At 67.1% G+C, this 13,661-nt stretch carries 10 protein-coding genes; 5 read left to right on the top strand and 5 right to left on the bottom strand.

The window, feature by feature from the left end; all coding sequences use genetic code 11:
* Positions 1-3 precede the first annotated feature (3 nt).
* From KA712_08820 to KA712_08810, 3 genes are all read left to right on the top strand, one after another.
* Entirely contained in the window at positions 4-1,287 is a 1,284-nt protein-coding gene (locus tag KA712_08820) for a hypothetical protein (GenBank protein ID MCG5053046.1), read from the top strand.
* 49 nt (positions 1,288-1,336) lie between these two features.
* On the top strand, positions 1,337-3,694 hold the full coding sequence (locus tag KA712_08815; protein MCG5053045.1) for an MMPL family transporter: 2,358 nt from the start codon (positions 1,337-1,339) through the stop codon (positions 3,692-3,694).
* A gap of 144 nt (positions 3,695-3,838) precedes the next feature.
* Positions 3,839-5,458 (top strand): ATP-binding cassette domain-containing protein, encoded by a 1,620-nt coding sequence (locus KA712_08810; protein ID MCG5053044.1) that lies wholly within the window; start codon positions 3,839-3,841, stop codon positions 5,456-5,458.
* A 27-nt stretch (positions 5,459-5,485) separates the two neighbouring features.
* Here KA712_08810 and KA712_08805 read toward each other — a convergent pair whose 3' ends face one another.
* Together KA712_08805 and KA712_08800 are read right to left on the bottom strand one after the other, a co-directional pair.
* A complete protein-coding gene (locus tag KA712_08805; GenBank protein MCG5053043.1) occupies positions 5,486-6,220 on the bottom strand; it encodes a WYL domain-containing protein in 735 nt (244 codons plus the stop codon).
* A gap of 70 nt (positions 6,221-6,290) precedes the next feature.
* Positions 6,291-7,565, bottom strand: a complete 1,275-nt coding sequence (locus KA712_08800; protein ID MCG5053042.1) for a hypothetical protein — start codon at positions 7,563-7,565, stop codon at positions 6,291-6,293.
* Between the two features lie 169 nt (positions 7,566-7,734).
* Between KA712_08800 and KA712_08795 the strand changes: the two genes are divergently transcribed.
* Together KA712_08795 and KA712_08790 are read left to right on the top strand one after the other, a co-directional pair.
* Positions 7,735-9,447, top strand: a complete 1,713-nt coding sequence (locus KA712_08795; GenBank protein MCG5053041.1) for a gamma-glutamyltransferase — start codon at positions 7,735-7,737, stop codon at positions 9,445-9,447.
* A gap of 111 nt (positions 9,448-9,558) precedes the next feature.
* On the top strand, positions 9,559-10,215 hold the full coding sequence (locus KA712_08790) for a hypothetical protein (protein ID MCG5053040.1): 657 nt from the start codon (positions 9,559-9,561) through the stop codon (positions 10,213-10,215).
* Between the two features lie 9 nt (positions 10,216-10,224).
* On the opposite strand, the gene KA712_08785 is transcribed toward KA712_08790, so the two are convergent.
* The 3 genes from KA712_08785 to KA712_08775 all read right to left on the bottom strand — a co-directional run bounded on the left by KA712_08785 (position 10,225) and on the right by KA712_08775 (position 13,603).
* The gene (locus KA712_08785; protein MCG5053039.1) at positions 10,225-11,475 is read right to left on the bottom strand and encodes a DTW domain-containing protein; all 1,251 of its coding nucleotides are present in this window, start codon (positions 11,473-11,475) and stop codon (positions 10,225-10,227) included.
* Between the two features lie 74 nt (positions 11,476-11,549).
* The gene (locus tag KA712_08780) at positions 11,550-12,248 is read right to left on the bottom strand and encodes an SAM-dependent methyltransferase (GenBank protein MCG5053038.1); all 699 of its coding nucleotides are present in this window, start codon (positions 12,246-12,248) and stop codon (positions 11,550-11,552) included.
* Positions 12,245-13,603 carry a TolC family protein gene (locus KA712_08775; GenBank protein ID MCG5053037.1) on the bottom strand — a complete coding sequence of 453 codons (1,359 nt, stop codon included), beginning with the start codon at positions 13,601-13,603 and terminating at the stop codon, positions 12,245-12,247. The genes KA712_08780 and KA712_08775 overlap by 4 nt, the downstream gene beginning before the upstream one ends.
* Positions 13,604-13,661 lie beyond the last annotated feature (58 nt).

Genomic DNA, 13,661 nt, shown 5'->3' with positions numbered 1-13,661 from the left:
CCCATGCGGTTGCGGTATGTGGCACGCGCGGCCTTGAGATGGATCCTGACCCTCACCACGCTGGCGGCGGTGCACGCCGGCGTGGCCCGCGGGGCGGAGCTCGAGAGCCGGGGATTTCTGGGCACCGAAACCCGTGTTTTCCTGCCCGACGACATCGAAGCCACGGAGGAAGCGGGCATCGCCGCCGCCGGGCGCTTACAGGTCGACGCTGAGGCGGAGCGCGTCTCGACCCGTCTGCGCGTGTTCACGCGGCACGATGGGCTGGATCGCCTGCGCAGCGTGCTGGTTGCCGAAGAGGCCTGGGCCGAGGCCCGGCTCGGGCGCGTCCGGTTGAGACTGGGCGTGGACATGGTGACATGGACGGCGCTCGAGGCGTTCCATCCCGCGGATGTGTTCAACAGCCGCAACTTCGACAGCAACCCCGAGAGCTTCGAGAAACTCGGCGAGCCCATGGCACAGCTACGGGTCCGCTTGTTTCAAGGTGACGTGGCGGTGTACGCCCTCCCCGTTCACGGAGGCTCGCGCCTGCCCTCCGTGCGATCACGGCTGTCCCTCGTCCCGCCCGGCCTACCCTTGGGGGAAGCGATGTATCTCGATCGCGGCGGGGCGCTCACCGACGACAGCCTGGGGATGCAGTGGGCGGCACGCCTCACCCAAACCCTGGGCGATGCCGACTTCGGCGTGCACGTGCTGCAACACCTGGATCGTCTGCATCCACTCGTCGTTGCCGACGCCCTCACGGGACAAGTGCGTCCCCTCTTCCAATACGCCACGGAGGTGGCTGGCACCTACGCCCACGTTCTTGGCCCCGTCATGGTGAAGGTGGAGGCGGTGCACCGACGCTACCGCGATGCCGAGGGCGACAACCCGGGCGGCCCGCTTCCCGAGCGGGACCACACGATCGTGGCCGCGGGCCTCGAGTACACCTTCACGCACGAAAGCGGTGCCGACAGCACGTGGCTCACCGAAGGCCAGGTGCTGTTTGGCCCTGAAAAAGAGCAAAGGCGACAGCTCGAGCTGTTTCAAAACGACGTCTTCGTGGGCTACCGGCTCTCGGCCAACGACGAAAGCAGCCGCACCGCCTTGGTGGGTGTTCTCGTGGACGTCGAGCGGCCGCAAGAGTTTCTCGTGTCCGCGAGCATGAGCCAGCGGCTCGGCGAGACCTTCGGCCTCAGCGTGGGTCTGCGCATCCTGCGCGTGCCGCCCAAGGTCCCAGGGGCGCCCGTGGGCTTCGAGCGCTGGAACGGCGCGCACCAGTTGTTCCTGAACCTGAACCGATACTTCTGAGCCATCGGCACAAACCACCCGTCTCGACCAAACAAGGAAGACGAACGCCATGTCCAACAAATCCCCGAACGCCTTCAAAGCACCCTCGAGCCTCGCGTCGCGCGTGGCCCATTTCGTGACGTCTGCTCCCTGGAAGTCCCTGGGAATCGCCTTCGTGATCCTGGCCGGCCTGGCGGTGGGCCTGCCCCAGATCAAACCCAACTTCGATCACACCGCGTTCTTCGAGCGCGACAACCCGCTCATGAAGCGGCTCGATGCCTTTGAGCGGCGCTTCGGCAACGACGACGACCACATGGTGATCGTGCACAGCCCGTCGGGCATCTTCGACGCCGAATCCACCAAACTGCTCGGGCAACTCACGGCGGGCCTCTGGCAGATCCCCGAGGTGATCCGGGTGGATTCCCTCACGAACTTTCAGTGGGTTCATGCCGATGGCGACGACATCGCGGTGGAGGACTTGCTTCCGGCGGAGCGCGCGGACGATGCGGCCTTCGTGGCCGAACGACGCCGGATCGCGCTGGCCCACGAAACCGTCCCTGACTACCTCGTGAGCCGCGACGGAAAGACGGCCGTGCTGCACGCCCGCATCAAGCCGGCGTTCGAGACGCCCTCGGACGCCGCCTCCATCGTGGGCGAGACCCGGAAGCTGATCGGGCAGCTGGCGTCTGGAGACCACGTGTTTCACATCTCGGGCGGCCCCGCCGTGAACCATTCGTTCAAGGAGAGCAGCGAAAAGGATCTCCAGACCCTGATCCCCATCGTGGTGGGCCTCATCGTGTTGTTGCTGGCTTTGGCCCTGCGGGGCGGCAAAGGCGTCGTGCTGCCGCTCGTGGTGGTGGGAGCCAGCACCGTCGCCGCTTTTGGCTTCGCGGGCTTGGTGGGTATCGAGGTCACGGTGGTCACCTCGGTTTTGCCCGAGGTCCTCATCGCCGTGGGCATCGCCGATTCGGTACACATCTTGGCCGCGTTCTATCGGCGAAGAGCCGAAGGGCTCGGTCCCAGAGAGGCTGCGTTCGAGGCCTTGGCAAAGAATTTTGGGCCTACCTTCATGACGTCGTTTACGACGGCGGTGGGCTTCTTCTCCTTCCTTACGGCGGAGCTCAAGCCGGTTTTTGGCCTTGGCATTCTGGCGGGCGTGGGAACGCTCGTGGCGTGGGTATTGACCTACCTCCTGCTCGGCCCTCTGATTGTTGTCCTGCCCTCTTGGTCGCGGCGAAACGTCTCGGCCGCCACGTCGCGGGAACAGTCCAGCCTCTGGGCGAGTGGCTTCGTCGCCCTGGTTCATCGAAGCCGTTGGCCCATCGTGATGGGCACCGGCTTGCTGACGGTGGCTGCCCTGGCACTGACCTTCGGCAACCGCGTCAACTCCGATCCTTATAAGTACTTCAGCCCCGGCTACCCGCTGCGGGACGCCAGCGACTTCATGAGGGAGCATCTCGGCTACCAACAGGCCTTCGAACTCGTGGTCTCCGCAGGGGCCGAAGATGGCATCAAAGACCCCGCTTTTCTGAAAAAAGTGGAGCGCCTCGAACGCGACATCCAGAAGATACCGGGCATGGTCCGCACGGTGTCCGTGGTCGACATCCTTCGCCAAACCAACCGCGCTCTCAACGCCAACGCCCAGGGCGCCTACACCCTGCCGGCAGACCGTGAGACCGTCGCGCAAGAGCTCTTCCTCTACACGATGGGGCTTCCCCAGGGCCAGGACTTGAACGACCGCATGACGGTGAAGAACGACGCCCTTCGCATCACCGTATTGAGTGGCATCACGGACTCGGAGACGTGGATGCGCCGGGCGGCCGAGATGGAAGACCGGGCCCGCGCGCTGGGCCTCGAAGCTCACGTCACCGGCAAGAGCTTGCTTTACCAAGGTATGAACCGCTACGTGGTGGAGTCCTTCATCACATCCGTGTTCCTGGCGGTGGTGGCGGTGGGGGTTCTCCTGGCCGTGTTCCTGCGCTCAGCCCGCCTTGGGGTCATCGCGATGATCCCCAATCTGATTCCCCTCATCGTGGGCGGGGCGGTCCTGCGCTTTCTGGGACACGACCTCGACCTTGGCACTGTACTCGTCTGCAGCGTCTGCCTGGGCATCGCGGTGGACGACACGATTCACATCATGGCCAACTTTCAGCGCTTCGTGAGCGAGGGCCTTGGTCCGCGGGCGGCGCTCGTGCGCGTGTTTTCGGAAACCGGCAAGGCGCTGACCGTGACCACCGTGGTTCTGGTGGTGGGATTTGGGACCTTGGCCTTCGGCAGCTTCAGTCCGAACGTTTACTTTGGGATCATGACCGCGGTGATCTTGACCACCGCCCTGGTCGTGGATCTCGTGTTCTTGCCGGCACTGCTCTTGGTCACCGCGCGAGACCCCGCCGCTGCCACCACACCGGCAACCGCCATCGCGGCCTGAGGCGAGGCTCTGGGCCCTCCGGGCGGCCCAAGAACAATGCGACGCGGCGTAAGCAGACGAGCTCACGCCGCCGCCTTTCGATGTAAACGAGAGCACATGCGCGTTGAACGACCTGGTGCGGTGGCGTAAACACCTCCACCGCTCATGATCACCGTCCAACGTCTCTCGGTCTCCTTCGGCAGCCAGGTCCTTTTCGAAGAGGTGGACGCCAAGTTCACCCCCGGGAACTGCTACGGCCTCATCGGCGCCAACGGCGCGGGAAAATCGACTTTCTTGAAGTGCCTGGCAGGCAAGCTCACGCCGACCGCGGGCGAGGTGAACATTCCCCCCGACAAGCGGATGAGCATGCTCTCCCAGGACCATTTCGCGTTCAACGAGGTGCCTGCCCTGGCGACCGTGATCATGGGGCACAAGCGCCTCTACGAGATCATGCGGGAAAAAGAGGCGCTCTATGCCAAGCCCGAGTTCAGCGAGGCTGACGGCACACGAGCGGGCGAGCTCGAGGCGGCCTTCGCCGATCTCGACGGTTGGAACGCCGAATCCGAGGCCGCCAAGCTGCTGAGTGAACTTGGCCTCGCAGCCGACAAACACGGCAGCCTGGTCAAGGAGCTCTCGGACGGCGAAAAAGTGCGGGTGCTGATGGCGCAAGCTCTCTTCGGCAACCCCGACATTCTCCTGCTCGACGAGCCCACGAACCACCTGGACGTGGACTCGATCCTGTGGCTCGAGGAGTTCTTGCTGAACTTCAAAAACACGGTCGTGGTGGTCTCCCACGATCGCCACTTCCTCGACAAGGTGTGCACCCACATCGCCGACATCGACTTCGGCAAGGTCACGCTGTACACGGGTAACTACACGTTCTGGTACGAGACCAGCCAGATGGCGCTCGGACAGCGTGCAGCGGCCAACAAAAAGAAGGAAGAGCAGATCAAGGAGCTCAAGACCTTCATCCAGCGGTTCAGCGCCAACGCCTCGAAGTCACGTCAGGCGTCGTCGCGCAAAAACCTCCTGGACAAGATCACCCTGGAAGACATCAGGCCTTCGTCACGCAAGTACCCCTTCATCCAATTCAAGACCGAACGGCAGCTGGGCAAGGAGGTTCTTACGGTCGAACGCCTGACCCGGAGCGTGGGGGGCGAGGTGATGTTCAAGAACCTCAGCTTTTCGCTCGGACGCGGAGAGCGGATGGCGCTGGTCGGCGACGATCGCGCCGTCTCGAGCCTGCTCGAGGTGCTGTCGGGCGAAGCAGCGCCCGATTCTGGCAGTGTCACCTGGGGGCGTTCGGTGCACCGCGGGTACTTCCCCAAGGACAGCAACGCGTACTTTACCAGCGGAAAATCCGTGATCGACTGGCTGCGCCAGTACGCCCCGAACGTGCAAGACGAGACGTTCATTCGTTCGTTTCTGGGGCGCATGTTGTTCTCGGGCGACGATGCGCACAAGAAGGTGAGCGTGCTCTCCGGCGGCGAGCGCGTCAGGTGCATGTTCTCACGGCTGATGCTGCAAGATCCCAACTGCCTGCTGCTGGATCAGCCCACAAATCACCTGGATCTGGAATCGATCACCGCCCTCAACAACGGACTCCTCAAAACGGAGGCATCCATGGTCTTTGCGTGCCACGACGTACAGTTCGTCGAGTCCCTCGCGCAGAGGGTGCTCGAGCTGGCAGGCGAAAAACACTACGACATGTACATGACGTTCCCGGAGTACCTTGCCCACCCCGACCGCCTGGCGCGCGTGGGGCGGGCCGTGAACCGGACCTGATCGACACCGTGGCCACGGCCGCCGCGGTCAAAGGCGACCGCTCAACCGCTCCGCGGCGCCCACCTCCTTCAAGGTGGCCTCGAACAGCTGCAGGGAGCGCGGCGTAAAGCAGGTGCTTTCGACCTGCGCCTGCGTGATGCGATCCATGCGAAACGTGCGGGCGGCGCCCTTGTCGATGTCGAAGGCCAAAAGGTACCAGGCCGGCGTCTGCAAGAGCAGCCCGTGTGGCTCTACACGTCGGGTGCTGGTTTTTCCGGCCTGGTCGCAATAGCGGAAACGGAGACGGTGGTTCCCGAAGAACGCCTGCTCGAACGCGTCCAGCGTGCGCGCGTCGACCGGCGTCAGCGTGGCGACCACCCGCGGGGAAGCCCCCTGCCCCACGACCACCCGCGACAGCAGGCGAGAGAGCTCCCGGGACCGGGCCTTCGGCAACGTGGCCACGAGCTTTGCGAGCGCCGCACGCGCCGGCTTGCCGAGCGGCAACAGGGTGTCCTGCTGCGCCAGGGACACGGCAACCACGAGCGCCATCACCTCTGTCAAGTCGAGCCGAACCGGTGGCAAAGACAGTTCGGGGTCGAGGTGAAGGCCTCCCCCGCGGCCCGGCTCGGTCACGACGGCGACGCCGTGCGCCCGCAACCGGGCGAGGTCGCGGTGGATCGTGCGCGCGGAGACCTCGAAACGCCGGGCCGCCGCGCCCACGGTCGTGAACCCCTGCCCTCGAAGCCAGCCCGCGAGGGCGTCCTGCCGCGAACGCGTGTCCATGCGCGGCCAGCGTACCAGCAAACCCGCAGCACGCGCCGCTTTGGCGGCCCCCCCCGGGGGATCCGGCGTCTCAGCCCGTGCTTCCCGGGCGTCTGCCCCGGGGAACGGGCGGCGCGGCCCCACGCTCGCTCGCCGGACGGTCGTGGGCCATGGGCGCCCGCGGAGCCCGTTCGGAAGGGTGACGCCCCTGCGACGGGCGCGACGCGTGCTCGATCGTCGCATGAGCGGGGCGCTCGAGCCGCACGCGGGGTGCCCGTTCTACAGGCGGGCGCGCGGGGCGCCCCTCGGAGGCCCGCGGGGCACGCTCGGCTTGGGGGCGCATCGCGCGGTCGGCCCGCGCAGCACGATCCACCTGGGGGCGGGCGGGCCGCTCGCTGTGCCGATCGCCTTGTGGGCGCGCGGGGTGATGTCGTTCGGCGGGATCGCGGGGCGCGCGCGGGCGATCATGCGAGCGCTCGCCGGCGGGCCTTGGCCCCGCCTGAGCGGCGTCGGAAGACCCGTGGGACACCACCGGCGCACGTCCGCCCGATTTGTCTCGGCCGGCACGCCCCCGCTCGGCATCGCGCGCCCGGCGGCCGCCGCTTCGCCACTGCGGCGCGCGGGCTTCGGGACCTGTCACCATATCGAGCGTGCCGCGCTCGTAGTGCTCGAAGAGCGCGAGCCCACAATCGGAGAAGCGCTGCAAACGAGCGTCATAGCGCGCCAGATGCTCTGTCACGTTCTTCAGATCGCGAGCCAAAATATGCTTCGCGTTGGTGTTGCCGGCAGCGTCCACCACCTGGGGAATGTCGATCAATGTGGCCCCCCGCGCCGACATCAGGATGTTGTAAGCAGAAAGATCGCCGTGAATCATGCCCGCGGCCAACATGGCCCTGACTTGCATGAACACCTCGTGATGCAGCAGCGTGGCCTGCTCCGGCGAGTAGGGAAAGTCCGCCAACCGCGAGGCGGGGGCGCCGGTGTTGTCGACCACGAGCTCCATCAGCAACACGCTGGGGAACACGAAGAACGGCTCCGGGACGAGCACGCCGGCGTCGAACGCCCGGCGCAGAGCCCGAAACTCCATGTCCTGCCAACCTTCTTCCATGAGCTCGCGGCCGTAGCCGCTTTTCTTCGCCATGGCCCGGCGGTCCCGCGAGTTGCGCGTTTGCTTGCGGCCTTCGACGTAGCTGGCCACGTTCTTGAACGTGCGATCGTTGCGGCTCTTGTAGACCTTCGCAGCGCCCAGATGCCCGCCCCGCTCGACCACGAACACGGTGGCTTCTTTGCCACTCATCAGGCGGGTGTGCACGGCATCGATGACCCCATCTTCCAGGAGCTCTGCCAAAGGATCAGGTTTCCGCATTCAGCCTCAGCCTGCCACAGTTCGAGGGCGCCGGGCGGAAATACGGGCGCCACGTCGGGGGTTTGCAAGGCTCGAGGTGCAGCGGCACAGGTGCGCCGCTTGACTTCACGCGGGGGCGATGACATCGAAAACGGAAGCCATGCTGGGCATCCCTGCTAGGAGGTTCACGATGTCTGCTCGTTCGTCGCGCGCCCTCGCCGTGTTGGCCCTCTGCGGCTCTGCGAGCCTCGGAGGTGCGGGCTGTGAAAGCCAGGCCCCGCCGGCTGCACCCCCACCAGCGCCCCCGACGCCTGTGGAGGAAGCGCCACCGCCCCAAACCCGGCCCTGGTACGCCGCGGGCAAAAAGGCCGCCGTGTCCACCGGACGCCGGGAAGCCACGAACGCCGCGCTCGAGGTCATGCGCAAGGGCGGCAACGCCGCGGACGGGGCGGCGGCGGCCCTGCTCGCGCTCAGCGTGGCCGACCACGCGCGCTTCCCGTTCGGGGGCGAGGTGTCGATCTTGGTCTACAGCGCCAGGGACGGCTCCGTCGAGGCGATCGCGGGCCAAGGCGCCGCGCCCCTGCTCGCCACACGCGAGCGCTTCGCCAAAAAAGGCCTGCCCACCGTGGGGGCCCAGGCGGCCACCGTGCCGGCCGCGCCCGACGCGATCGTGACGTTGCTCGAGCGGCACGGCACCACGACGCTCAAGGAGGCCGCAGCGCCCACGCACGAGCTGCTCAAGAAAAACGACCAGCCCTGGCATTGGCGGCTCGCAAAGACCTTGCGAAAGATGACGGACGCCGAGAAGAAGGCCGACGGGGCCCGGTCCGAAGGTCTGTTGCGTGCCCGGGAAGAATTTTATCGCGGCAGCGTGGCCCGCGAGATCGACGAATGGTCGCGCAAAGGGGGAGCGCTGCTGCGCTTTGTGGATCTGGCCGCCCACACGACGCGCATCGAGGCGCCTGCGTCCCTCGCCTACCGCGGCCATCGCTTGGTGAAGGCGGGAGCAGGGACGCAGGGTCCTGTCCTCCTGGCCGCCCTCGGCACGCTCGAGCACTTTGGTCTGCATGGGCTCGGGCCGCACAACCCGCGCGCCGTGCACGTCGGGGTCGAATCACTGAAGCTGGCGTTTGCCGATCGCGACGCCTACCTGGGGGACCCGAGCCACGTCGACGTGCCTCTCGAGGCCTTGATCTACCCTTACTATCTTTCATTGCGGAGCAAGACCATAGACCTTGGGAAGGCTGCGCCGGTGGGGCGCACCGGCGATCCGGTGAACAAGAAGCCCCTGCTCGAACCCGAGCCCCGGTGGTCCCCCGGCGCCCTGGCCACCGCCCTCGGGTCCACCACGTGCGTGGTGGCCGACCAGCAAGGCAACGTGGTGGCCGCCACGGCCAGCGGCTCGGCAGGCGTGGAAGCAGGCGAGACAGGTGTGTGGCTCGGCACACGCCTCGCAAGCTTCAACCTTGCGGCCGAGCACCCCAACGCGCTCGCCCCGGGCAAGCGGCCCCGCAGCCCCGCGAGCCCCACGCTGGTGTTCAAGGACAAGCAACCGATCTACGCGCTCTCGGTGGCGGGCGACGACGAACAGGAACAGGTGACACTGCAGCTGCTGACGGACCTCATCGACTTTCAAATGCTGCCTGAAGAGGCCATTGTCGCTCCGCGTTGGGCGACGCGGCCGCGCGAGGGCGTGGGTCACTCCGCAGCGCAGGCCCACGTGCTGAGAGCGAACCCTGCCTTGATCGAAGCCGCCGGGCCCGCGCTCGAGACCATGGGACATCGCCTCGAAGCCCACGAAGCGCCCATCGGCGCCCCCAGCCTGGTGGTGATCGATCCCCGCTTCAAGATCCTCGTGGCCACCGGCGACCCTGCCGCGGGGCAGGAAGCGGGCGCACTCTAGCGCACGTTCGGAGCTCGTAAAGGCGGCAAACGCGCCAAAAGCGCCCGCGTGCGTCTTTACATTTCGGCCCTTTCCCTGCCCCCGCACTTCGCGCTAGGAAGGTTGACGTTCATGACCGACGTTGCCCTCGACCTGGAAGCCGTACGCGAGTTCCGCTCGCAGCTGCTCTCCGATCTCACCAAGTACGTCTCCAGCGCGACGATCCAGGCCGCGGCCAAGCGCCTCAAGCTCTGGCAACACGGCAGCGTGTATCTGGACGAAGAGGACGCGACCGCGGGGCTCACGTTCCTGCAGTACTGCATGCTCGACTTCGCCCGCAACGGCACCACGGCGCTCGAACGGTACATGGTGCAGCACCCGCCCGAGACCGGGTCGATCGAAGAGCGTTTCCTCGACAGCTTGGCGCAGTCCTCGTTCACCATCCACAAGGTGCTCCAGCAGCTCTCGGAGGACGAGGTCGAGCTGGAAGACGTATCGAATGGCCAAACGGCCCGTGTGCGCGAGAAGGGATTCTGGAGCAAGGCCAAGCCGGGCATTCTCATCGCCACGAGGCTCGTGCCCTTGGGCGACGTGGTGTTGACCTCCGGTGTTTTCTTCGGCCTCACCGCCGCCAGTGGCGACGACGATAGCCCTCCCCGCATCCCCCCGGTCAGCAACCGCTTGCAAGCCGTGGCCCGCACGGAGGCCCTGCTCCAGTCGTTGCTTCACCACGACCCCGGCCCCGCCTCTGCCGCGCCCGCCCCCGTCGAGGGCCACGACCTGGCCTGACGGCACCGTTTACGCCACCAGCGATTCGGCCACGGCCCGCAGGGCTGCCAACCGTCGATGGGCCCGCCCCGGCCCTGCCGGAGGGCCCGGAAGCACCCCGACCTGCGCAGGGGTGTCCTCGACCTGTGCCAGCTTCTGCTTGAGGTGCTGCGAGAGCGCGTTTCGAAGATCAATGAACCCTGCGTCCAGCCCCTCTCCGGAAGCGGGCAGCGCCTGCCCTCGCGGCAGCTGTACGATCCCTTGCTCCATGCCCACGCCCAGGTGATAGACGCCGAACGCACATAGAACATCATCGGGGCGCACAAAGCGCGTCCAGGCGGCGGCCACTTGATGGGGCGGCGTCCCGGTTCCAAGGCTCGTTTCAGGCAGCTCGACGTAGCGGGCGGTGGAGGGCGCAAGCGCATGCGCGGGGGCGATGATGGCCTCGAAGCGCTCGCCGGGCGAAGCCGCCCTCTGGGCCACCCAGTGCACGAGGTCCGCAGGCGGGCGGTCAGGGTGACGGGCGGGCCACGCGTTGGCCTCCCCTTGGACGAACACCAGACGAGGCCAGAGCTCCCGCAAGGTCTCAGGCAACGTGGGACGGCGCTTGTCGCGGGGGCGCTTGCGGCCCCGATGCCGGGAGACCCCCATCGCCTCGCGAAAGCCCACCTGCAGATCCACCATCGCGCGGAAGGGGTCGAGCAAACGCTCGAAACGGGCGCCCTGGGGCTCGCGGCACGACAGCACCTCCGCCAGGGCTTCAATGGTGGACACGCAATGCGCGGCCGGCTGCCTGCGAATGCGATAGTCGCTTGGACGGCGCGGCGAGAACGCCACACGCGGCAGGGCCACCAGCCAGGGGTTCAGTGTGATGAGCTTCTTGGCTTGCCACCACGTTCCGTCCACCACCACGAGCGTGAGCGGCTCGCCCTGCGGAAGCGCGTCGATGGCGATCGCGTCCGGGCCCGGAAACAACACGTACGCCGGGTGCGCCGCGACCGCAGCCTGGACCTCGGGATCCTGCGAGAAATCGAGCCCGGCCTTGAGCAACGACCCCGGCAGCGACAAATGCGCCAGGCGGGCCGTACCGATGCCGGTGCGGCTCTCGCGGGGATGCTGCAGCAACAGCACGCGTGTCAACGCGGTGGTCAAGGAAGGCAGCTGCAGGCACACGCAGACGCGGGCGGGCCGCAAGCAGTTTGGGCAGGTGGGGCGCCGGGGAGGGGGCGAGGCGGCAGCCGAGGGCTCTTCGAGATCCATGCGGGAAAAGGCTCCCAGCATGAGATGTTGCGCCTTGGCCCGCAAGGGAAAGCCGGACGCCGGAAGACCAAGGCAGGTCCAACCTGCGGCGCGCTTCAGCAAAAGAGCGCGTCGAGGCTCTCGAAGCGCAAAGTGCGGGCGCGGCGGCACTTGCGCGCGCTCAGCTCGACACCCAAGCCGTGAAGCCCCACGAGGTTCGCCACCGCCAGCGCGGTGCCGTGGCCGCAAAAGGGATCGAGCACCGTATGGCAGCGGGTCTCACGCTGGACGAAACGGCACGCATCGAGGCACGCCGCCGCGCCCATGGCCCGGCTCCAGGGCATGTGCCCGGCGGCGGGAATCACGTCCGCCGTGCTGAGCGCAGCGTCGTGCCGCACGCCACGGGAAAAGCACAGCATGTGCGAGTAGCTCGCCCGGCCATGGGTCACCGTACCCGCGGGCTTGCGGCATACGATCTTGTGCCAGAGCAAAGGCAGCTGGGCGTCTTCGAGCGCGCGCTGCACCCAGTAGCCCTTGTCGATCCACCGCCCCTCCACCTTGATGTCGCTTTGAAAGAAGATGGCTACGCCCTCGTCGGGCACCCAGGCCGCCACCGCCGCGGCGGCCTGAAAGAAAAACGCACGCCACCCCTCGAAGCCTCGCTCGGGCACCTCGGAGACGTCCGGCAACGAGGTCACCACGCTCACCCCGGGCTGCGTGGGTGTGGACGCCAGCCAGGCCAGAGCATCGCCCTGCACGATGGTGCGGGTGACCCGCGGAGCCTCTGCGACCACGATCGGCTCGGTGACGCTCAGGCCGCGGGGGCCAGCTTGCCCAGCACGCGCGCCAGGTTGGCCTGCGCGAGGTAGTAGTCGTACCGGGCCTGGGCGTACGTGTTGCGCGCCCGCGACACGTCCGATTCCACGTCGATGAGGTCCGTCGTGGTAGCGGCGCCTTCCTTGAAGCGCAGGTTCTGGATGCGGTAAGCCTCTTCGGCCGCCGCAAGCGCCGATTGGGCAACCTCGAGCGACTCGAACGCGTTCGTGGTCTCGAGCAGAGCCCGGCGCACCTCGAAGGCGATCTGGTCTCGCAGCGCCTCGCGGGCCAGCTGGGCCTGCTGCACCTGGGCCTCGGCGGCCTTGGCGTCTTTCCAGTTTTTGCCCCAGTCCCAGATGTCCCAGCTGAGGTTGAGGCCCACGTACCAGGCGTTCTCGGGCACGAAAGGCCCCTGCCCCTGCGTGTTCTGGTAGGTGCCGAGCGCGTTGACGGTGGGAATGAGGTTCGACACCGCGATCTGGCGCGCCGCCTGTGCCTGGACCTGCTGAACCTCGGCCACAGCCAGTTCGGGTCGGTTTTCGACCGCCGTGTTCACGGCAGCGTCGAGCTCGAGCCGGGTCAAGACAGGCTTTTCGGGAAGATCGTCGAGAGGGGCGAAGCGCGTATCGAGAGGAAGGTTCAAGGACAAAGCCAGGCCCGCTTGGGCTACCTCCTCGCCCGTGTGGGCCCTCAGCTGATTTTGGCGAGCGTTGTCGCGCGCGGAGGTCAGGCGCAGCACGTCAACGTGGGCCAGGGCACCCGCGCTCTCGAGGGTCTGCGCCAGCTTGAGCTGCGCCTCGGTCTGCGTGAGGCTCTGCGCGGCGACCGCGGCCAAGGCCTTGGCTTGCAGCAGACGCAGGTAGGATTCGGCGGCACGCTGGGCCGCATCGAGCCGCGCTTGCACCCACGTCGACCGGGCGCCGGTGAGCGCCGCGTTTTGCACCTGCACGTTGCGGTTCAGCGCGAGCAGGCCGGTGAGCGGCTGTGCCAGGGTGAGCGATACGCTGGAGGTCAGTCTGTCGCGCACCACGATCGTTGGTGCAGGCATGCCGGGCGTGCTGGGCATGCCGCCCCCGAAGGAGGCTTCGAGGGCTCGGTCCCAGTAAAGAAGGTTGGCGTCGGCCCGCAGCTTCGGCAGCCGCTGCGCCTTGGCCGCGCCCAGGCGCTTTTCGGCCGCGGTCACCCCGAATCCCGCCGATGCCACCGGACGGCCGCGCTCGAGCGCGGTCTTGACGGCGGCCTCGAGCGTCAGGGGCTGGGGCGCCGGCTGGGCCTTGGCCACGGCAGGGACCAAAACCACGGACAGGGCCAGGGCCCCGAGCGCGCGCTTCATGTGAGGGACCTTGTCGTTCATGTTCGTTTGTCGCTTTTTACGCGGAGAGAGCCACGCGCCCTTTGGATGCCACGGAGCG

This window comes from Myxococcales bacterium, from assembly GCA_022184915.1.
Lineage (GTDB): Bacteria > Myxococcota_A > Polyangia > Fen-1088 > Fen-1088 > JAGTJU01.
This window is presented reverse-complemented; position numbering and strand designations above follow the sequence as displayed.